At 66.7% G+C, this 20,190-nt stretch carries 23 protein-coding genes; 14 read left to right on the top strand and 9 right to left on the bottom strand.

Annotated features, from left to right (window positions below):
* The first annotated feature begins 566 nt into the window (after nt 1–566).
* Nucleotides 567–2,594, top strand: coding sequence for a M23 family metallopeptidase (locus tag NUV79_RS21320; protein WP_257735078.1), 2,028 nt, complete (start codon nt 567–569; stop codon nt 2,592–2,594).
* Nucleotides 2,595–2,706: 112 nt separating this feature from the next.
* Complete coding sequence (locus tag NUV79_RS21325) at nt 2,707–3,624, top strand: AEC family transporter (protein WP_257735079.1); 918 nt, start codon at nt 2,707–2,709, stop codon at nt 3,622–3,624.
* Between the two features lie 4 nt (nt 3,625–3,628).
* On the opposite strand, the gene gluQRS is transcribed toward NUV79_RS21325, so the two are convergent.
* The gene (gene gluQRS / locus NUV79_RS21330; RefSeq protein ID WP_257735080.1) at nt 3,629–4,510 is read right to left on the bottom strand and encodes a tRNA glutamyl-Q(34) synthetase GluQRS; all 882 of its coding nucleotides are present in this window, start codon (nt 4,508–4,510) and stop codon (nt 3,629–3,631) included.
* An 85-nt stretch (nt 4,511–4,595) separates the two neighbouring features.
* Here gluQRS and NUV79_RS21335 point away from each other — a divergent pair, with 85 nt between their 5' ends.
* On the top strand, nt 4,596–5,240 hold the full coding sequence (locus NUV79_RS21335; protein ID WP_257735081.1) for a DNA-3-methyladenine glycosylase family protein: 645 nt from the start codon (nt 4,596–4,598) through the stop codon (nt 5,238–5,240).
* Between the two features lie 32 nt (nt 5,241–5,272).
* On the opposite strand, the gene NUV79_RS21340 is transcribed toward NUV79_RS21335, so the two are convergent.
* Complete coding sequence (locus NUV79_RS21340; RefSeq protein ID WP_257735082.1) at nt 5,273–6,052, bottom strand: HpcH/HpaI aldolase family protein; 780 nt, start codon at nt 6,050–6,052, stop codon at nt 5,273–5,275.
* A 146-nt stretch (nt 6,053–6,198) separates the two neighbouring features.
* Nucleotides 6,199–6,522, bottom strand: coding sequence for a DUF1476 domain-containing protein (locus NUV79_RS21345; protein ID WP_257735083.1), 324 nt, complete (start codon nt 6,520–6,522; stop codon nt 6,199–6,201).
* A 317-nt stretch (nt 6,523–6,839) separates the two neighbouring features.
* Between NUV79_RS21345 and purC the strand changes: the two genes are divergently transcribed.
* The 4 genes from purC (at nt 6,840) to purQ (ending at nt 9,289) form a co-directional block, all read left to right on the top strand.
* Nucleotides 6,840–7,634, top strand: a complete 795-nt coding sequence (purC, locus tag NUV79_RS21350) for a phosphoribosylaminoimidazolesuccinocarboxamide synthase (RefSeq protein WP_257735084.1) — start codon at nt 6,840–6,842, stop codon at nt 7,632–7,634.
* Between the two features lie 41 nt (nt 7,635–7,675).
* Nucleotides 7,676–8,263, top strand: a complete 588-nt coding sequence (locus tag NUV79_RS21355) for a hypothetical protein (RefSeq protein ID WP_257735085.1) — start codon at nt 7,676–7,678, stop codon at nt 8,261–8,263.
* 84 nt (nt 8,264–8,347) lie between these two features.
* The gene (gene purS, locus NUV79_RS21360) at nt 8,348–8,590 is read left to right on the top strand and encodes a phosphoribosylformylglycinamidine synthase subunit PurS (RefSeq protein ID WP_257735086.1); all 243 of its coding nucleotides are present in this window, start codon (nt 8,348–8,350) and stop codon (nt 8,588–8,590) included.
* Between the two features lie 3 nt (nt 8,591–8,593).
* A complete protein-coding gene (gene purQ / locus NUV79_RS21365; RefSeq protein WP_257735087.1) occupies nt 8,594–9,289 on the top strand; it encodes a phosphoribosylformylglycinamidine synthase subunit PurQ in 696 nt (231 codons plus the stop codon).
* 120 nt (nt 9,290–9,409) lie between these two features.
* On the opposite strand, the gene NUV79_RS21370 is transcribed toward purQ, so the two are convergent.
* The 4 genes from NUV79_RS21370 to NUV79_RS21385 all read right to left on the bottom strand — a co-directional run bounded on the left by NUV79_RS21370 (nt 9,410) and on the right by NUV79_RS21385 (nt 11,292).
* Nucleotides 9,410–10,003 carry a DsbE family thiol:disulfide interchange protein gene (locus tag NUV79_RS21370; protein WP_257735088.1) on the bottom strand — a complete coding sequence of 198 codons (594 nt, stop codon included), beginning with the start codon at nt 10,001–10,003 and terminating at the stop codon, nt 9,410–9,412.
* Nucleotides 10,000–10,185 (bottom strand): heme exporter protein CcmD, encoded by a 186-nt coding sequence (gene ccmD, locus NUV79_RS21375; RefSeq protein WP_257735089.1) that lies wholly within the window; start codon nt 10,183–10,185, stop codon nt 10,000–10,002. The genes NUV79_RS21370 and ccmD overlap by 4 nt, the downstream gene beginning before the upstream one ends.
* Nucleotides 10,182–10,943: a heme ABC transporter permease gene (locus NUV79_RS21380; protein WP_374679309.1), complete on the bottom strand. Its 762-nt coding sequence runs from the start codon at nt 10,941–10,943 to the stop codon at nt 10,182–10,184. Before NUV79_RS21380 ends, ccmD begins: the two co-directional genes overlap by 4 nt.
* A gap of 109 nt (nt 10,944–11,052) precedes the next feature.
* On the bottom strand, nt 11,053–11,292 hold the full coding sequence (locus NUV79_RS21385; RefSeq protein ID WP_257735090.1) for a hypothetical protein: 240 nt from the start codon (nt 11,290–11,292) through the stop codon (nt 11,053–11,055).
* A gap of 201 nt (nt 11,293–11,493) precedes the next feature.
* Between NUV79_RS21385 and NUV79_RS21390 the strand changes: the two genes are divergently transcribed.
* Nucleotides 11,494–11,721, top strand: a complete 228-nt coding sequence (locus NUV79_RS21390; RefSeq protein ID WP_257735091.1) for a hypothetical protein — start codon at nt 11,494–11,496, stop codon at nt 11,719–11,721.
* 5 nt (nt 11,722–11,726) lie between these two features.
* Here the strand turns inward: NUV79_RS21390 and ccmB are convergent, their stop codons facing one another.
* Nucleotides 11,727–12,395, bottom strand: coding sequence for a heme exporter protein CcmB (ccmB, locus tag NUV79_RS21395; RefSeq protein ID WP_257735092.1), 669 nt, complete (start codon nt 12,393–12,395; stop codon nt 11,727–11,729).
* Nucleotides 12,392–13,015 (bottom strand): heme ABC exporter ATP-binding protein CcmA, encoded by a 624-nt coding sequence (gene ccmA, locus NUV79_RS21400; protein ID WP_257735094.1) that lies wholly within the window; start codon nt 13,013–13,015, stop codon nt 12,392–12,394. The genes ccmB and ccmA overlap by 4 nt, the downstream gene beginning before the upstream one ends.
* Nucleotides 13,016–13,234: 219 nt before the next feature.
* Here ccmA and acnA point away from each other — a divergent pair, with 219 nt between their 5' ends.
* The 6 genes from acnA (at nt 13,235) to NUV79_RS21430 (ending at nt 20,179) form a co-directional block, all read left to right on the top strand.
* Nucleotides 13,235–15,934 (top strand): aconitate hydratase AcnA, encoded by a 2,700-nt coding sequence (gene acnA, locus NUV79_RS21405; protein WP_257735095.1) that lies wholly within the window; start codon nt 13,235–13,237, stop codon nt 15,932–15,934.
* Nucleotides 15,935–16,138: 204 nt separating this feature from the next.
* Nucleotides 16,139–16,420: an acyl carrier protein gene (locus tag NUV79_RS21410; protein ID WP_047580420.1), complete on the top strand. Its 282-nt coding sequence runs from the start codon at nt 16,139–16,141 to the stop codon at nt 16,418–16,420.
* 129 nt (nt 16,421–16,549) lie between these two features.
* On the top strand, nt 16,550–17,014 hold the full coding sequence (locus NUV79_RS21415; protein WP_257735096.1) for a 3-hydroxyacyl-ACP dehydratase FabZ family protein: 465 nt from the start codon (nt 16,550–16,552) through the stop codon (nt 17,012–17,014).
* Nucleotides 17,011–18,144 (top strand): beta-ketoacyl-ACP synthase, encoded by a 1,134-nt coding sequence (locus NUV79_RS21420; RefSeq protein ID WP_257735097.1) that lies wholly within the window; start codon nt 17,011–17,013, stop codon nt 18,142–18,144. The genes NUV79_RS21415 and NUV79_RS21420 overlap by 4 nt, the downstream gene beginning before the upstream one ends.
* 11 nt (nt 18,145–18,155) lie before the next feature.
* Nucleotides 18,156–19,436: a beta-ketoacyl-ACP synthase gene (locus NUV79_RS21425; RefSeq protein WP_257735098.1), complete on the top strand. Its 1,281-nt coding sequence runs from the start codon at nt 18,156–18,158 to the stop codon at nt 19,434–19,436.
* Complete coding sequence (locus tag NUV79_RS21430; protein ID WP_257735099.1) at nt 19,433–20,179, top strand: SDR family oxidoreductase; 747 nt, start codon at nt 19,433–19,435, stop codon at nt 20,177–20,179. Before NUV79_RS21425 ends, NUV79_RS21430 begins: the two co-directional genes overlap by 4 nt.
* Nucleotides 20,180–20,190 lie beyond the last annotated feature (11 nt).

Here is a 20,190-nt window from a genome sequence, read left to right on the forward strand (position 1 = left end):
GCGCAGAAGAGGCGCCGCTCAGCGGCGGCGCCGTCTCGATGGCCGGTTTATAGGCCAGGCCCGGATTGGAAGTCAACACGCTCGATGAAGTTTTTTTGACGGAACGCATTTCTTTTTCCCAGCCCCCTCAAAACACGCTCTGAGAGCCGCTTTCCGGGGGTTTTCGGCCTGCTGAACGCTCCTCCTGATCAGGCCCTGGACACCATTCGCGGCGATCGACCCTGTTGCGGCGCAAAATTCTTCGTCAGCGAAGATCGTCCCGCGCCCTTCGTCCCGATCTTTCTCCCCAACCGGTGCTTTGGCGCGGCAAGCGGTCAGATCGATCCGATCCGATATTTAGCACGCGCGAGCGCGCATGAGAGCGCGATCAGGCGGCGCGCCCCTTTTCCCAAAACAGCCGCAATCTCCCAGCACAGGAGATCGTCCACAGCTGAACGGATTGATTCCGGCTCCCGGCACGGGCATGGTCCTGGCGCGCTTTCGTCAGGATGCGTTCAAGGCGCCTTCGCTGCAGCGAGGGTCGCCATCGAGATTTCGAGACAGCCCGCAGAAGCAACCGCCACGACATGAACGCCCATCCCGAGTTCACACAGCCGGCCGAGCCGCTCGCCCCCGAGGCAGCGGCTCTTCTGGTCGATCTCGGGATCGAGCCGCCGATCCAGCCGGGCGATTCCCGCCATCAGCCTCTCGATCGCCGCGGCGTCTCGCTGCGCTGGCTCTTCGCTTGCGCGCTCGTCGGTTCCTGCGGCGCGGCCCTGCTCGGCGCGGCGATCCTCGTCGCGATGCGCGGCGATACCAGCTACCCCGAGCAGCCGGAGACGGTCGCGGTCCGCTCCGCCTCGGCCGCAGGCGATGGTGGCGGGGCGCGCAAGGCCGACAAGCTCGTCGCCGACCAGCCGGTCATGTCGGCGCGCCACACCTTGCGGGCGCCGATGTCGCAGCGCACCGGCAACCGCGAGGTCATCCGCGTCCGGCCGTTCGTTCGTCTCGCCTCCAACCTGTCGCTGACGACGGGCGTCTATGCCTCCAATATCCCGCCGTTCAATCCGCTGCGCCTGTTCGCCGAGGGCGGGCAGTCGGAAGAGCGCTATGCCGAGCCGGCCCAGGACATGCCGGATGCCGACGTCACCATCGTCAAGCGCGAGCTCGGCGATCTGACCCTGCCCTCCGGCAAGCCGCAGCTCAGCGACGCCGAGGTGATCGCGCAGATCGAGGAAGAGCGCGCCAACCTGGCCAATTCCGGCCGGCAGCGCGCCCTGCCGATCCCACCGCAATTGATGCTGAGCCGCACGCTGACCGGCACCGCCGCGCCGGGCAACGACCTTCTCGCCTATGCACCAGCGACCGATACGCGCTTTTCAGGCATCGAAGTCCGCGTCGTCCCCGAAAACGTCACCAACGCCCCGAAAACCCCGATCCCGGCCTCGCGCGAGCCTCTCGTCGAGGACAAGCTGCTGATGGCCAAGCGCGGCGAGAATTTCGAGCAGGTCATGCGCGGCGCCGGCGTGGCGCCGGAGCAGGTGCGCACGATGATCGCGGCCTTCGGCGGCAAGGTCCGGACCTCCGCCCTGCCCGACGGCCAGGTTCTGCAGGTGCTCTATGCGCCGGGCCCCCGGCCTGGCGATTCCCGCCAGATCATGCGCGTCTCGCTGCTCAGCAACGGCCAGCCCGACGGCATCATCGCGATGAACGACAAGGGCAGCTTCGTGCCGGTCGACCTGCCACGCCAGGAGGCGACTGGCCCGCAGAAGCCGCAGCGGCGCAACACCGAGGACGGGGACGATGACGACGAGGGTCCGGGCGGCGCCCGGCTCTACGAGAGCCTTTACGAGACCGGCGCCCGGCACGACCTGCCGCGGGCGCTGGTCGACGAGCTCGTTCGCATCTTCTCCTACGACCTCGATTTCCAGCAGCGCGTCCATGGCGGCGACAATCTGGAGGTGATCTTCACCGAAGAGGACGAAGGCGAGCGCGCCGAGATCCTGTCCGCAAGCCTGACGGTCAACGGCGAGACCCGCCGCGTCTTCCGCTATCAGGCCCCCGATGACGGGCTGATCGAGTATTTCGACGACGAGGGCAAGTCGCTGAAGAAGTTCCTGTTGCGCAAGCCGATCGCCGACGGCGAGCTGCGCTCCGGCTTCGGCATGCGCTACCACCCGATCATGCGCTATTCGAAGATGCATACCGGCGTCGACTGGTCGAACCGGATCGGCACGCCGATCCTCGCCGCCGGCAACGGCACCGTGCTCAAGGCCGGCTGGTCCTCCGGCTACGGCAAGCATACCGAGATCCAGCACGCCAACGGCTACGTCACCACCTATTCGCACCAGTCGAACTTCGCCAACGGCATCGTGCCCGGCGCCAAGGTCCGTCAGGGCCAGGTCATCGGCTATCTCGGCTCGACCGGCCTCTCCACCGGCCCGCATCTGCACTACGAGGTCCTGGTCAACGGCAATTTCGTCAATCCGATGAAGATCCGCGTGCCGCGCGGACGCGAGCTCCAGGGCACGACGCTCACCGAGTTCAGGCGCCAGCGCGACGAGATCCGCGGCCTGATCGAGAAGGCCGGCGGCACGCTCGCGCAACTGCGCTGAGCGCATGACGACGAGGCGTTACAACCTTCGCCCCGCCTCGCGCGCTTGACAGAGTGTCCGTAAGCGGACACGGCGGAAGCTGGCGTTCCTCTCTCGCGCGAGTTCCGAAGCCATGCTCGCTTCCCTCCTCGTCGTCCTGCCCGTCTTCGGGTTGATCGGCCTCGGTTATTGCGCCCGCTGGAGCAAGCTCCTGCGCGAGACCACCGGCGAGGGGCTCTCCGATTTCGTCTTCGTCCTCGCCGTGCCCTGCCTGCTGTTCCGCACGCTTGCGAAGGCCGACATCCCCGTCACGCAGCCCTGGGGTTACTGGATCGCCTATTTCGCTGGCCTTGCCGTCGTCTGGGCGCTGGCAATGGTCATCGCCGCCAGGTTTTTCGCGCGCAAGGGGCCGGAACTCGTCGTCTCCGGCTTCGCCGCCGCGCAGTCGAACACCGTCTTCGTCGGCGTGCCGATGATCCTGAAGGCCTATGGCGATGCCGGCGCCGTGCCGCTCGGCCTGCTGCTCGCCATCCACTTGCCGGTCACGATGACGGTCGCGACCCTGCTGGCCGAAGGCCGCTCGGCCTCGATCCCGCAACTGATCAAGCGCCTGTTCACCCATCCGATCATCACCGGCATCCTGCTCGGATCGGCGGTGCGTCCCTTCATTGCCTATATTCCCGAGCCGGCGTGGACGCTGGTCGACCTGCTGGCGGGCGCCGCCGTGCCTTGTGCATTGATCAGCCTGGGCATCGCCATGCGCCGCTACGGCCTCGAATCCGGCCTCGCCCTGCCGGCCGTGCTGAGCGGGTTGAAGCTCGGCCTGCATCCCCTGCTGGTCTATTGGCTGGCGACGCGGGTCTTCGAGATGCCGGCGCACTGGTCGGGCGTCGCCGTGCTCTTCGCTGCCTGCCCCTGCGGGATCAATGCCTATCTCTTCGCCGAGCGCTACCGGCAGGGCGTGGCCGACGCGTCGAGCGCGATCACGCTCTCGACTCTGCTCTCGCTCTTCACCACCGCTGCCTGGCTGACCTTCCTCGGCGTCGGCTGAGCCCTCAAGCGAAGCCGAGCTGCCGACGGATCTCTTCCGCACTGATCCCGTCCGCGCGCAGATCCGCAAGGCTCCGCGAATCCCGGCTCTTGGCCAGCTTCTGCCCGTCATCATCGAGCAGCAGGCGGTGGAAATGATAGAGCGGTATCGGCAAGCCGAGCAGGTGCTGCAAGAGGACATGGACATCCGTCGCCGCTTCCAGATCCCGGCCGCGCACGACATGCGTCACGCCTTGCAAGGCATCGTCAACGGTGACGGCGAGATGATAGCTCGTCGGCGCGTCCTTGCGGGCGAGCACGACATCGCCCCAGCGCTCGGGGGCGACCGGGACGGAATGCCGGACATCCCCGGCATCGAAAACCGTATAGCGCAACGGCTGCCTCAAGGCGGCGGTCGCTGCCGCCATGTCGAGCCGCAGCACATGTGGCTCTCCGGCCGCGATGCGTCGGGCCGCCTCATCCGGGTCGAGCTTTTTGCAGAGGCCGGGATAGAGTGGCGCGCCATCAGGATCGACCGGCCAGGGCTGCCCGGTTGCGGCTTCCCGCGCCGCGACCGCGTTTCTGATCTCCTGCCGCGAGCAGAAGCAGGGATAGGCCAGCCCGCGCCGGCGTAAAGCGGCCAGCGCCCCCGCATAATCGCCGAAATGCGCGGATTGTCGGCGGAAGCCCGGCTCGAACCGGATACCGAGCCAGGCGAGGTCCTCTTCAATGCCCTCGACGAATTCCGGCCGGCAGCGGGTCAGGTCGATATCCTCGATCCGCAGCAGCAGGCGCCCGCCGAAACGCAGTGCCAGCGCCTCGTTGGTCAGGGCCGACAGCGCATGGCCGAGATGGAGGCGCCCGTTCGGGCTCGGCGCAAAGCGGAAAACGGGTGGAGCAGGCGGCATCGCTCCTGTCTAGGCATTGCGCGCGACCGCGCCAAGCGGCTGCCTGCTGACGGAAGCCGTCGTCTCTGCCATCGATACCCAGACCATGATCGAGAGAATCACATCCAACGCCGATCTCGAGGAAGGCATGGCCGCCCTCGTCGCCCTGCACCCGGACTGGCAGCCCATCGTCGCGCGCACCGGCCTGCCACCGTTGCGGCTGCGCGAGGGCGGCTTTCCCGGCCTCGCCGCGATCATCGTCTCCCAGCAATTGTCGGTCGCGAGCGCGCGGGCCGTCTGGAACCGCTTTGTCGGCGTCTTCGTGCCGCTGACGCCCGAGCGCGTGCTCGCCGCGACGGATGACGACATGCGCCTCTCCGGCCTGTCGCGTCCGAAGCAGCGCACGCTGCTCGCGCTCGCAAGTGCCCTCGTCGAACAGCGCTTCGCCTTCGAGGCGCTCGAGCGCGCCTCGCCCGAGGAGGTTCATGCCCGGATGACGGCGATCTCGGGCATCGGTCCCTGGACGGCGGATGTCTATCTGCTGTTCTGCCTCGGCCATCGCGACGGCTTCGCCGCCGGCGATCTCGCCATTCAGGAGGCCGCCCGCCACGCCTTCGGACTCCCAGCCCGCCCCAAGCCGGTCGAGCTCCAGGCCATGGCGGAGTCCTGGCGGCCCTGGCGCGGCGTCGCCGCCCGGCTGCTCTGGGCCGATTACGCCCTTCTGAAGCGGCGCGAGGGCATTAACGCCTAAGGCATCGCCCCCGAAGCGCGGGCAGAGACCTCTCAGCCCCGCGTGATCTGGAGCGCCGTCTGCGCCGCCGCACGCAGCATGCCGGAATCGCTCATCACCGTGACCATGCGCGCCCCCATGGCGAGGCCCTGCTTGGCGCGCTCCGCCGTCGCCGCATAGAGTGCGACCGGCTTGTTGGCCGCCGAAGCGCGGGCGACGACATGCTTGAGCGCCTCATCGACCTCGCACGCGGTGGCATCGACCTTCGCCCCGCCGGAGAGCGCGATCGACAGGTCGGACGGCCCGACGAACAGAGCGTCGATCCCGTCCAGCGCCAGAATGTCGTCGACGATCGCCATCGCCTCGCGCGTCTCGATCATCGCGAACGTCATCGAGAAGCCGTTGGCGGCCTTGAGATAGCTGTTCTGGTCGAGGCCCGAAGCACCGAGACCGCCATAGCTGCCCCAGCTGCGCTCGCCCATCGGCGGATATTTGGCATAGGCCGCGAAGCGGCGGGCATCCTCCATCGTGTTGATCATCGGCGCGATGACCCCGGAGACGCCGCTGTCGAACAGCTTCGAGACATTCTGGAACTCGCCGACCGGAATGCGCGCGATCGCAGGCTTGCCGGCGGCATTGATCAGCGGGATCGCACGGATGACCTCGCCGAGCGTGATCGGCCCATGCTGCATGTCGAGCGTGATCGCGTCGAAATCCTCCTGCGCCAGGATCGCCGCGATCGACGGGTCGGGCAGGCCGCACCAGGCCGAGACGACGCTGTCACCCCGGGCGAAACGATCGGCGAGGGAAGCGAGGACGGTGGGCTTGGCCATGATGCGTTCATCCGTGTCTGGCCGCATTGCGGGCGTTGCGGCGGTCGATGCAGGTTGAACAGTGTCAGGCCGGAAAAGCAAACGGGCGCCCATGCGCCCGTTTCAAAGACGTCCTGCGTCAGCCGGGATGCAACCGGCCTGGGAGCTTAACGGCCGGCCTGGATGTCGTCCGCCGCCTTGATCAGCAGCTCCGTCATCACGGTGCGGATTTCAGTGTCCGCGACGGTAACGCCAGCGAGCGCGAAGTCGTTCTTGACCTTGCGCACCACGTCCTCGTCGCCAGCCTCCTCGAAATCGGCCACGACAACCGACTTGGCGTAAGCCTCGGCATCGGCGCCGCTCTTGCCGAGCTTCTCGGCAGCCCAGAGCCCGAGCAGCTTGTTGCGCCGGGCGGTCGCCTTGAAGCGCAGCTCCTCGTCATGGGCGAACTTGTTCTCGTAGGCGTCCTTGCGCTGGTCGAAGGTCGTCATGCGGCGTCCATGTCCTTGTCTGGGGAATATGTCGCTCAACCATATAGGTTGCTCGCGAGGCGAGAGCCAGCCTCGATGAGGGTCTTCAGCGGTCTTTAAGCGTCTGGAAGGCTCCAAACGGCGATTTGTTGCGTTTACGGCGTAGACGCTCCATATAGCAGGCGCGAGAGCACCTCCGGTGGTCCCGCACGCAACAGGCACCGTTGCCGCCGCTGGATTCGTACCCGACGAGTCCGACAGGCCGACGACGCTGGACAAGAACAGATCAGGGGCCAGATCCCGCCGCGAGACCATCGCGTCCAGAGAAGGGCCGACCTTTGGATTTCCTCAAGCCACGGTACATACCCATGAATCGCCGCCGTCGCATTTACGAAGGCAAGGCGAAGGTCCTCTATGAAGGACCCGAGCCCGGTACGCTGATCCAGCACTTCAAGGATGACGCCACCGCCTTCAATGCCAAGAAGCATGAAGTGATCGACGGCAAGGGCGTGCTCAACAACCGCATCTCTGAGCACATCTTCTCGAATCTCAACGATATCGGCGTGCCCACGCATTTCATCCGCCGGCTGAACATGCGCGAGCAGCTCATCCGCGAGGTCGAGATCATCCCACTCGAGGTCGTCGTGCGCAATATCGCCGCCGGCTCGCTCGCCACTCGCCTCGGCCTCGAGGAAGGCACGCAGCTGCCGCGCTCGATCATCGAGTTCTACTACAAGAACGACGCGCTGAACGACCCGATGGTCTCGGAAGAGCACATCACCGCCTTCGGCTGGGCGACGCCGCAGGAGATCGACGACATCATGGCGCTCGCCATCCGCGTCAACGACTTCCTCTCCGGCCTCTTCCTCGGCGCCGGCATCCGCCTCGTCGACTTCAAGATGGAAACGGGTCGTCTGTGGGAGGGCGAGATGATGCGCATCGTCGTCGCCGACGAGATCAGCCCGGATTCCTGCCGGCTCTGGGACATCAAGTCCAAGGACAAGATGGACAAGGACCGCTTCCGCCGCGACATGGGCGGCCTGATAGAGGCCTATTCCGAAGTCGCCCGCCGCCTCGGCATTCTCGGCGAGAACGAGAACCCCGGCCCGTCCGGCCCGCGCCTGGTGCAGTGAGCGCCATCGCTCGGCCATTATCGCGATTGAAACGGGAGCGCATGCGCTCCCGTTTTCATGTCGCGGCCTTGGCTCTCGCCGGAGGCCTTCTGCTCGGCGCCTGCTCCTATCATTTTGGGCCGGGCATCGCCGAACTGCCGGCTTCGCAGGGCTGGCAGCCCCTGCCGATCGGCTCCTGGGTGCTGAATGACGGGCTCGAAGCCCGCTCGATGGTCTTTTGCCCGCGCGAAAGCTGCACGCGCCAGGGCTTCGCTGCCGTGATCGCCCTCGAAGGCGAGCAGGCCCGCGAGATGGAAAAGGCCCTGTCGGAAAGCCCGGCCAGCCTCGGGCAAGCCTTCGCCCGGCTGGCGGCAGCGAAGGCGGCCGAGCGCCGCAAGGCGCAGCGCAGGCTGAAGAGGAAGCCGGAAACGAAGCCGGAAGCCCGCAGCGCGACCGATGTTGCCCGTATCGATTCGGCTGATGCCAAGGGCGTTCTCGTCACGATCCGCTCGCTCGACACGGCCGGCCGTCAGGCCGTCACCGCGATCCTCTACGGCCGCGAAAGCGACCGGCTGGTACTGGCGCTCGCCGTCAGCGAGACCGCCGAGGCCGCCCGCCGCGACGTTGAAGCCGCCTGGCGCAGCCGCTGATTCACGTGAAACGGCGGGAAATGGTTGAGCCCGTCCCGATTCGCCTCTAAAGCACCCCGTAACAATCCGCGTCCGGAGAACCCCATGAAAGCCCGCGTCACCGTCACCCTGAAGAACGGCGTGCTCGATCCGCAGGGCAAGGCGATCGAAGGCGCGCTGAAGTCGCTCGGCATCGACGGCGTCGATTCCGTCCGCCAGGGCAAGGTCTTCGACATCGAGCTCTCGGGCTCGGACAAGGCCGCCGCCGAGGCCGCCCTCAAGGCCGCCTGCGACAAGCTCCTCGCCAACACCGTGATCGAGAACTACCGCGTCGAGATCGGAGCCTGAGCGATGAAAGCCGCCGTCATCACCTTTCCCGGCTCCAACCGTGACGGCGACGTCGCCAAGGCGCTGAAGCAGGCCGGCGCCGAGGTCACCCATATCTGGCACGGCGATACCGAATTGCCTGATGGGACCGATCTCGTCGTGCTGCCGGGCGGCTTCTCCTATGGCGACTATCTGCGCACCGGCGCCATCGCCGGCCGCGCCCATATCATGGACGCCACCCGCGCTCATGCCGCCCGCGGCGGCTATGTCCTGGGCATCTGCAACGGCTTTCAGATCGCCTGCGAGGCGGGACTGCTGCCCGGCATCCTCGTGCGCAACGCCCATCTGAAATTCGTCTGCAAGCGCCAGTATCTCAAGGTCGAGCGCAACGACACGCCCTATACGAGCGCCTATGCCAAGGGCCAGGCGATCGATGTCTGCATCGCCCATGGCGAGGGCAACTACATCGCCGATGCCGAGACGCTCGCCCGCCTCGAAGGCGAGGGCCTCGTCGCCTTCCGCTATGCGGATGCGCAGGGAAACGTGACGGCTGCGGCGAACCCGAACGGCTCGCTCAACAACATCGCCGGCATCTATTCGCCCGGTTTCAACGTGCTCGGCCTGATGCCACACCCGGAGAACCTGATCGATTCGCTGGTCGGCGGCACGGACGGGCGCGGCCTGTTCCAGAGCCTCGTTTCCAGCCGCAAAGCGGCCTGAGCAGGCTTACAGCCGTCATTCTCGGGTGAAGCGAAGCTCAGACCCGAGAATCTCTGTCAGGATAAAGCACCCTTTTCGGCCTGAGATACTTGGGTCGAGCCCGAGCATGACGGCGCTTTGTCAACGGGCCTTCAGCGCCCGCTGTAGGAGCTTGCTCGCCGCCATCTGGTCGAGCGGCCCGACATGCTTGTCGAGGATATGGCCATCCGGCCCGATGACGAAAGTCTCGGGCACGCCGTAGACGCCCCATTCGATCGCCCCCCGCCCGGCAGCGTCCACGCCGACAGCCGAGAACGGATTGCCGAGCGCGCCGAGGAAGCGCCGCGCGTTCTCGGCCTCGTCCTTGTAGTTCATCCCGACCAGGGCGACCTTGCCCTGCTTCACCGCATCGGTCTCGGCCAGACCCATCAGCACGGGATGCTCGACCCGGCAGGGCGCGCACCAGCTCGCCCAGACATTGACCAGCGTCGCCTTACCCCCAGCGAGATCGGCATTGCCGAAGGCCGGCACCGGCTTGCCGTCCCGCTGCAGCCCTTCCAGCGGCGCGAGCGCGATCGCCGGCGCGACGCGCCCGATCAGGGCGGAGGGCACCTTGCTCTTGTCGCCGGAGAACAACCCTATGCCGAAGACGATGGCGAGCAGGCCGAAAATGATCAATGGCGCGAGGAAGACGAGCGGCGAACGCCGCCGCGGATCGATCTCGACCTGGCTCATGCCGCCTCCCGGCCCGAACGGCGGCCGGCGCCGCGACGCTCCAGTTCATCGAGCGCGCGTTTCTGGGCGGCGTGATCACGCAGGATCGCCAGCGTCAGCCCGACGAGGACGAGCGCCGCCGCGCCATAAGACGCCAGGATGAAACCGGCATGTGGCCCGATGGCATCGAGAAGCGCACTCATGCCGGCACGCCTTGCGCCGCCAGCCGGTCGAGCCGCTCGGCCTCAAGGATCGTCAGCGTCCTGACCCGCCGGCGCATGATCTCGGCGCGCATTGCGACCATGTGCAGCGACAGCGCCATCAGCGTGAAGCCGACAGCGAGGATCAGGAGCGGCCAGAGCATCGAGGGATGGATCGTCGGCCCGCCCATGCGCAGCACCGAGGCCGGCTGGTGCAGCGTGTTCCACCAATCGACCGAGAACTTGATGATCGGCACGTTGACGAAGCCGACCAGCGTCAGGATGGCGACGGCGCGCGCCGCCCGCGAGGGATCGTCGAGCACCCGCCAGAGCGCGATCAGGCCGAGATAGATCAGCAGCAGCACGAGCATGGATGTCAGCCGCGCATCCCAGACCCAGTAGGTACCCCACATCGGCTTGCCCCAGAGCGCGCCGGTAACCAGGCAGATCAGCGCGAAGCAGGCGCCGATCGGCGCGGCCGCCTTCTGCGCGACATCGGCGAGCGGATGGCGCCAGACCAGCGTGCCGAGCGCCGAAAGCGCCATCATCGAATAGAACATCATCGCGAGCCAGGCGGCCGGCACATGGATGAACATGATGCGGATGGTCTCGCCCTGCTGGTAGTCGGCCGGCGCCTTGAACCAGGCGAGATAGAGCCCGACGACGATCAGCAGCGCCGCGATCGCGGCGAGCCACGGCAGCACCGCGGCCGAGAAACGCATGAAGCGCGTCGGATTGGCGAGGTCGATCAGGCTGGCCATGATGCCGGCGATGTGAGTTGCGAGGGCTTAAGCGCCATGGCGTGAGCTTTAGCAATCTCGACAGGTTCCAAGCAATGGATGTCGACGGGCTGCGACAATCACGCTTCGGCTAGACGTCCTCGTCCGACGAGGCATCCGCCCCGCCCTTGTCGACAATGCCGAACTGCTTGGAGCGGACGCCCTCGCCGGCCAGATCGAAGCCTTCCGCCGCCAATCCTCGCCGTAGCAACTCTCGCACGGCTGCAGCCCGGCTCGGCATGCGCTTGTCGAAGCGCCAGTTTTCCAGGGCCCGCAGCTCGTCCTGGTTGAGCATGATCTGGAGGCGCTCGCCCCGTTCGTCGGACGACATTCTGTGCAACCACATCAAAATGAGTAAGTGACGATAACAGCCCCAACCTCTGTGATGCAAGCAGCGCCCCCGGTGGGGCCATCAGAGTCTCTTCCTGCAGTTTGTTATATTACTAAGATATTGAAATTATTTGTATTTTTACGAATCACGCATTGCCTTCGCCACCATCCTGCGCTAGCGTTCTGGTCAGGAGGATCGACCATGTTGATCAAGCTGTCGGAAGACATGCAGCACGCCGTCGAGGTGAAGGTACGCAACAAAATCGACGAGACGCCCGTCCTCGACGTCAACGCCGCCGCCGAGGAAATACGCCTCGTCTTCGTCGAGCGGAATGTCGCACATGAGGATATCGCGGCTTCCGTCGCCACCTTCGCGGCCCAATGCGGCTACCCTGTCGAATTCGTGGCGCTGGCACCGCAGCGCGACTGAGCTGCCTATTCGGCCGATCTGAGGGCCGCCGCCGCAGCCACCGTGCCGACCACGATCGCGCCCAGCGAGATCGCACACAGGATCAGGAACGGCGTCAGGAAAGGCACGGTGCCTCCGACCGCCGCATTGGCTGCGGAGACGCCGAAGATCAGCACCGGCACGGTCAGGGGCGCGACCAGAACCGGCACGATCAGCCCGCCCCGCCGCAAGCTCGCAGCCAGCGCCGCGCCGCCCGCTCCGATGAAACTCAAAGCCGGCGTGCCAACCAGAAGCGTCGCGACCAGCGGCAGGACACCCTCCCCCGGCAAGGCCACCAGCAACCCGAGCAACGGCGAGACCAGCGCCAGCGGCAGCCCCGTCGTCAGCCAATGCGCCAGCCCCTTGGCCAGTACGGCGAACTCCAAAGGCAGGGTCGAGGCCCGGATCAGGTCGAGCGAGCCGTCCTCCTCATCACTCTGGAACAGGCGGTCGAGCCCGATCAGCACCGACAACAAAGCGCCGAGCCAGAGGATCGCCGGCCCGATCCGCGACAGCAGGTTGAGATCGGGACCGAGCGCGAACGGCACGAGCACGACAAGCGTCAGGAAGAAGACGAGCGCGAGTTCCCCACCGCCGCCGGCCCGGCTTGCGACCGCGAGGTCACGCTTCAGGATCGCGAGAAAAGCGCGTTTCACGGGCCGATCCTGACTTCACGCGCGCCCTCGATCCCGAGCGGACCATGGGTCGCGGCCAGGATCGCGCCGCCTAGGGCGAGATGGTCGCGCATCAGCCCGGCGACCATCGCCTGCGAGGCCACGTCGAGCGCTGAAAGCGGCTCGTCGAGCAGCCAATAGGGACGGCGGGACACCAGAAGCCGCGCCAGCGCGACGCGCCGCCGTTGTCCGGCCGAGAGATAGCCCGCCGGCAATTCCGCCGCATGGCCGAGTCCGACGGCGGCCAGTGCCTCATCCGGAGTTGCGGCAGCATCGCCCAGAACATCCTGCGCGAAGGCGAGGTTCTCGCGGGCCGTCAGCGCCGTCTTCAGCCCGTCACGATGTCCGACGAGGTGTGAAACCTCCGCGAAATCGGCCTCATCCTCGGCACCTTCCAGTCGAATGCTGCCCCCATCGGGCCTGAGCCTTCCGCAGAGCATGGCGATCAGGCTCGACTTGCCGGCGCCGTTACGGCCGGTCAGAGCGATCGCCTCGCCGGGTTGCAGCGTGAAGCTCAGGCCCTCGAAAATCAGCCTGCCGCTACGTCGGCAGGCGAGATTCTCGGCATAGAGACGCGTCGGCGGGAATGGAATTTGCTTCAAGGCAGCGCTGCCGCAGATACGTCCGAGCTCATATCGTTCATCTAGCGCGCTTCTTGGAATTGCTCTATAGAACCCGCGGCTACGCCGCACGCCGATCCGGCGCGGGGCTCGGGCACTCCCGGGGCGGCGCGCGCGTCATGCGCATTAGGCCTTCGAACGGCGGTGTCCGCAAGGGCGCTCCGGTCGCGACCGCAACCCCTTGATCAGGATCAAGCCCGAATGGCCTCGCTCGACTCCTTCAAAGCCCGCAAGACGCTCACCGCCGGCGGCAAGACCTACACCTATTACTCCCTCCCCGATGCCGAGAAGAACGGCCTGCCCGGCATCTCCAAGCTGCCCTTCTCGATGAAGGTGCTGCTCGAGAACCTCCTGCAGTTCGAGGACGGCCGTTCCGTCACCAAGGCCGATATCGAGGGCTTCGTCGCCTGGCTCGACGACAAGGGCACCGCCGGCAAGGAAATCGGCTTCCGCCCGGCCCGCGTGCTGATGCAGGACTTCACCGGCGTTCCGGCCGTGGTCGACCTCGCCGCGATGCGCGACGGCGTCAAGGCACTCGGCGGCGACCCGCAGAAGATCAACCCGCTCGTGCCGGTCGATCTCGTCATCGACCACTCGGTCATCGTCGACGAGTTCGGCACGCCCAAGGCGCTCGCCCAGAATGTCGAGCTCGAATACGAGCGCAATGCCGAGCGCTACAAGTTCCTGAAGTGGGGCCAGGGCGCCTTCGACAATTTCCGCGTCGTCCCGCCCGGCACCGGCATCTGCCACCAGGTCAACCTTGAATACCTCGCCCAGACCGTCTGGACCCGCAAGGAAATCATCGACGGCGTCGAGGTCGAGGTCGCCTATCCCGACACGGTCGTCGGTACCGACTCGCACACCACCATGGTCAACGGCCTCGCCGTTCTTGGCTGGGGCGTCGGCGGCATCGAGGCCGAGGCTGCGATGCTCGGCCAGCCGCAGTCCATGCTGCTGCCCGAGGTGATCGGCTTCAAGCTGACCGGCTCGCTCAAGGAAGGCATCACCGCCACCGACCTGGTGCTCACCGTCACGCAGATGCTGCGCAAGAAGGGCGTCGTCGGCAAGTTCGTCGAGTTCTTCGGCCCCGGCCTCTACAACCTGACGCTGGCCGATCGCGCGACGATCGCCAACATGGGCCCGGAATACGGCGCGACCTGCGGCTTCTTCCCGGTCGATGCCGAGACGCTGGACTATCTCACCACCACCGGCCGCAAGGCCGACCGCATCGCGCTGGTCGAGGCCTACAGCAAGGCTCAGGGCCTGTTCGCCACCCCCGAGACGCCCGATCCGGTCTTCACCGACACGCTCGAACTCGATCTCTCCTCGGTCAAGCCCTCGATGGCCGGCCCGAAGCGTCCGGAAGGCCGCGTCGATCTCTCCGGCGTCAAGGCCGGCTTCGCCGCCGCCATGGACACCGACTACAAGAAGGGCGCCGAGATCGCGCGCCGCGTGCAGGTCGAGGGTGAAGACTTCGATCTGGGCCATGGCGACGTCGTCATCGCCGCCATCACCTCCTGCACCAACACCTCGAACCCCTCAGTGCTGATGGCGGCCGGCCTGCTCGCCCGCAACGCCGTCGCCAAGGGCCTCAAGGTCAAGCCCTGGGTGAAGACCTCGCTGGCGCCCGGTTCGCAGGTCGTTGCCGAGTATCTCGCCAAGTCCGGTCTCCAGACCGATCTCGACAAGCTCGGCTTCAACCTGGTTGGCTTCGGCTGCACCACCTGCATCGGCAACTCCGGCCCGCTGCCGGCGCCGATCTCGAAGACGATCAACGAGAAGGGCCTGATCGCGGGCGCCGTCATTTCCGGCAACCGCAACTTTGAAGGCCGCGTCTCGCCTGATGTGCAGGCGAACTACCTCGCCTCGCCGCCGCTGGTCGTCGCCTATGCGCTCGCCGGCTCGGTCCAGATGGACCTGACCACGCAGCCGATCGGCACGGGCTCGGACGGCAAGGACGTCTATCTCAAGGACATCTGGCCCTCCAACAAGGAGATCCAGACCTTCATCCGTGAGAACGTCACCCGCGCGATGTTCGAGGAGAAGTACGCCGACGTCTTCAAGGGCGACGCTCACTGGCAGGCGGTCGACGCCCCCAAGAGCGAGACCTATGCCTGGGACGACGACTCGACCTATGTGCAGAACCCGCCCTATTTCCAGGGCATGGGCAAGAAGCCGGCCGCGATCGGCGACATCAAGGGCGCGCGCATCCTCGGCCTGTTCGGCGACAAGATCACCACCGACCACATCTCCCCGGCCGGTTCGATCAAGGCCGCCTCGCCGGCCGGTCACTATCTGACCGAGAACGGCGTCGCGGTGGCCGACTTCAACCAGTACGGCACGCGCCGCGGCAACCATGAGGTGATGATGCGGGGCACCTTCGCCAATATCCGCATCCGCAACCACATGCTCGGCCCGAACGGCCGCGAGGGTGGCTACACCATCCATTACCCGACCAAGGAAGAACTGCCGATCTACGACGCGGCGATGAAGTACCAGGCGGAAAAGGTGCCGCTGGTGATCTTCGCCGGCGTCGAATACGGCAACGGCTCCTCGCGAGACTGGGCGGCGAAGGGCACCAACCTCCTCGGCGTCAAGGCGGTCATCGCCCAGAGCTTCGAGCGCATCCACCGCTCGAACCTGGTCGGCATGGGCGTCGTTCCCTTCACCCTGCAGGAAGGCACGAGCTGGGCCTCGCTCGACCTGAAGGGCGACGAGACGGTCACCATCCACGGCCTCGCCAACGTCAAGCCGCGCCAGATGATGGAAGCCGAGATCACCTATGCCGACGGCTCCGTGAAGAAGGTGCCGATCCTGTGCCGCATCGATACGCTGGACGAGATCGACTACTTCAAGAACGCCGGCATCCTGCATTACGTGCTGCGCGGCCTCGCCGCTTAAGCCAGACGGCAGCGACAAGACAGCTCATGGCCGGCGCAAGCCGGCCATGGCGCATTGAGGACGCCTCCCGGTTGTCCTCGCGCCCGCCGCAGTGTAAGGGGGCGGTTCAGTCATCCTCGGTGGCGACTAGGGGCAGGCGCAGGGCGAGTTCCCGCGCTCGGATGTCGTCCGCCATCACCGACAACAGACGGGAGCACCCGCAGCATGTCCGCCACGTTCGAGACGGTCGCCGGCATCATTTCCGAAACCTGCGATATTCCGCGGGAGAAGATCACGCCGCAGAGCCACGCGATCGAAGATCTCGGCATCGATTCCCTGGCCTTCCTCGACATCGCCTTCGCGATCGACAAGGCCTTCGGCATCAAGCTGCCGCTCGAGCAGTGGACGCAGGAAGTCAACGAGGGCAAGGCCCCGGCCGAGCAGTATTTCGTGCTCGAGAACCTCTGCAAGCGCATCGACGACCTCGTCGCCGCCAAGAAGGCGTAACAGCCTTCCGCCGCCGCCGGACTTGAGCCGGCGCGCGGCTCCCGATAGAGCATAGGGGCCGTTGCGCGGATCGACCGATCCGTGTCGCGGCCTTGCGCCGTTCTGGCGCCCAGCAGACCTAAGGATCGCATGCGCCTCGAATATTTCGACATGATCGACAGGGTCGTGACCTTCGATCCGTCGCAGAAGCGCATCGTGACGCGCTCTACCGTCCCCGCCGAGAGCCCGGTCTTCGAGGGCCATTTCCCCGGCCATCCGCTGGTGCCCGGCGTGCTCTTGACCGAGACCATGGCGCAGGCCTCGGGCTATCTCCTGCTCGGTCTCAACGGGCTCTCGCAGATGCCGTTCCTGATGACGGTCGACAAGGCGCGCTTCCGCACCTTCGTCGAGCCCCGCACCGAGCTGGAAGCCAGCGCCGAGCTGGTGATCGAAGGTTCCGGCTACGCCGCGACCAAGGTGAAGCTGACCAGCGAAGGCAAGCCGATCTGCGATGCCGAGCTGCGCTTCCGCCTGATGCCTTTCCCCGCCGATATGCGCGCGCTGATGCAGAGCCGCATCGAAGCCATCGGCCTGATGCCGGAGCCTGCCCCATGAACCGCCGCGACGTGGTCATCACCGGTGTCGGCATCGCGTCGAGCCTCGGCGAAGGCGTCGAGACCCATGCCGCGGCGCTTGCCGCAGGCGGGCCGCCGGTCGTCAATACCGAAAGCTTCAAGCCCTATCCGCTCCACCCGCTGGCGCCGCTCGAGCTGGACAGGCAGATCCCGAAGAAATCCGACCAGCGGCAGATGGAGCCCTGGCAGCGGCTCGGCGTCTACACGGCCGGCCTCGCCCTGGATTCTGCAGGGCTGAAGGACGATGCCGAGGCGAAGAGCGCCCTGCAGGTCATCGTCGCGGCCGGCGGCGGCGAGCGTGACCATGCCGTCGATGCCGCCATTCTCGAAGGCCTGCGCGGCGCCAACGATACCGGCGCCTTCCTCAACGAGCGACTGATGGGCGATCTCAGGCCGACGCTCTTCCTCGCCCAGCTCTCTAATCTGCTCGCCGGCAATATCGCCATCGTCCATGGCGTGACCGGCCCGTCCCGCACCTTCATGGGCGAGGAGCAGGCCGGCGTCGACGCGATCCGCACGGCCCATGCCCGCATCGCTTCGGGCCAGTCCGACCTGATGCTGGTCGGCGGCGCCTATAACGCCGAGCGGCGCGACATGCTGCTGCTCTTCGAGCTCGGCGGCTATCTGCACCGCGACGATTTCAAGCCGGTCTTCGAGCGCGAAAGCGCACCCGGCCTGATCACCGGCAGCGCCGGCGCCTTCCTCGTGCTGGAATCGGCCGAGCGCGCCGCCGCGCGTGGCGCCAAGGCCTATGCGAAGCTCAAGCATACCGGCGCCGCGCGCAGCCGCCGCGAGGCCGGCACGGTTCAGTCGGCCCTGACGACGCTGCTCGGCGACTTCGGCCCGGTCGGCAGCGACGCGCTCGCCATCTCCGCCGCGACCGGCTGCGCCGGTATCACCGGAGAGGAAGCCGCAGCCATCGCCGCGGCCGCGCCCTCCGCCAAGCGTATCGCGAGCGGCGATCTCGTCGGCCATGGCGTCGAGGCAGCCTTCCCGGTTTCGGTGGCGCTGGCGGCAATCGCCCTGTCAGCCGGGCAGGCGAAGGAAGCGATCGTCACCGGCGCCGGCCACTGGCGTGGCGAAGGCGCCGCGCATCTCGTTCAAGCGTGAGGGTTGAAGCCATGACCACGCATCGCGACGCCAAGGGCCGTCCGCTCGTCGCCGTCACCGGGCTGGGCGTCGTCACCTCGCTCGGCCAGGGCAAGGACACCAACTGGCAGGCCCTGACATCAGGCAAGTCCGGCATCCACCGCATCGAGCGCTTTCCGACCGAAGGGCTGAAGACCAGCATTGGCGGCACCGTCGATTTCCTGTTCGACGGCCCGTTCACCGCCCCCCAGCTCTCCGAGAAGCTTGCGACGCTCGCGGCCGAGGAAGCTGTCGGCCAGAGCGGCATCGGCTCGGCCGGCGATTTCCCGGGTGAGCTCTTCATGGCCGTCCCGCCGGTCGAGATGGAATGGCCGCAGAAGCAGGAGATGGCCCAGGCCACTTCTGGCGAAGCGGATTACGACGGCCTGCTGCGCACCGCCGCCACCGGCCAATTCCGCGCGATGCACGAGCTCTTCGTCTTCGGCGGCGTTGCCGACCATATCGCCGACCGGTTCGGCACCAAGGGCTCGCCGATCTCGCTTTCGACCGCCTGCTCCTCCGGTGCGACCGCGATCCAGATGGGCGTCGAGGCGATCCGAAGGGGCGATACGCAGGCAGCCCTCTGCATCGGCACCGACGGCTCGATCCATGCCGAGGCGTTGATCCGCTTCTCGCTGCTTTCGGCTCTCTCGACCCAGAACGATCCGCCGGAAGGCGCCGCCAAGCCGTTCTCGAAGAACCGCGACGGCTTCGTCATGGGCGAAGGCGCCGGCGCGCTCGTGCTGGAGGATTACGACCACGCGCTGGCGCGCGGCGCGACGATCCTCGGCATCGTCGCCGGTTGCGGCGAGCGCGGCGACGGCTTCCACCGCACCCGCTCGAGCCCGGACGGCAAGCCCGCCATCCTCGCCATGCAGGATGCCCTGGCCGATGCCGGCCTGACCCCTGACGATGTCGACTATATCAACGCCCACGGCACCTCGACGCCCGAGAACGACAAGATGGAGGCGATGAGCTGCGCCGCCGTGTTCGGCGAGCGCATGGCGAGCCTGCCGATCTCCTCGAACAAATCGATGATCGGACACACCCTGACGGCAGCCGGCGCGGTCGAGGCGGTGATCTCCTTCATGACCATCGCCAACGGCCTGATCCCGCCGACCATCAACTACGTGAATCCTGACCCGGCCATCGCCCTCGACGTCGTGCCGAACACGGCGCGCAAGGCCAAGGTCCGCACGGTGATCTCCAATTCGTTCGGTTTCGGCGGCCAGAACACCTGCCTCGTGCTGACGGCGCCTCCGGAGGCTGCATGACAAAAGTTCTCGTCACCGGCGGCGCCAAGGGCGTCGGCGCCGCGATCGTGCGCGCGCTCGCCGCCGCCGGCCATGATGTCGACTTCACCTTCCGCTCCTCCGCCGACCAGGCGAAGGCTCTGGCGCAGGAGATCGCCGCGAGCCATCCCGGCCGCAGCATCGTCGCGCTGCCGCTCGATCTCTCCGACAAGGAGGCACTCGACGCGTTCTGCGAAGCGCGCGAGAGCGAAACCTATTTCGGCCTCGTCCACAATGCCGGCCAGCCCTATGATTCGCTCGCTGCGATGATGGCGCAGGACAAGGCCGAAGCGGCGATGCAGGTCAATTTCTGGGCCTTCACCCGCCTCGCCAAGAGCCTGATGCGCACCATGATCCGCGCCCGGGCCGGCCGCATCGTCGCGATCGGCTCGGTCGCGGCATTGCGCGGCAATCCCGGCAACGCCGCCTATGCCGCGTCCAAGGGCGCGCTGATCTCCTATGCCAAGACGCTCGCAGTCGAGACCGGCAAGCGCGGCGTGACCGTCAACGTGATCGCACCGGGCTTCGTCGATACCGACATGATGGCGCCCTACGCTGCCTATCGCGACAAGATGCAGGCACAGATTCCCGCTGGCCGCTTCGCCAAGCCGGAAGAGGTCGCCGGCCTCGCCGCCTTCCTGATGAGCGAGCCCGCCGCCTATATCAGCGGCACCGTGCTGCCGATCGACGGCGGCCTGACCGCCCAGCTCGGCGTCCACCGCTGAGCAATTTGTTC

The sequence above is a fragment of the Allobosea sp. 47.2.35 genome (assembly GCF_024655635.1).
In the GTDB taxonomy this organism is placed as follows: Bacteria; Pseudomonadota; Alphaproteobacteria; order Rhizobiales; family Beijerinckiaceae; genus Allobosea.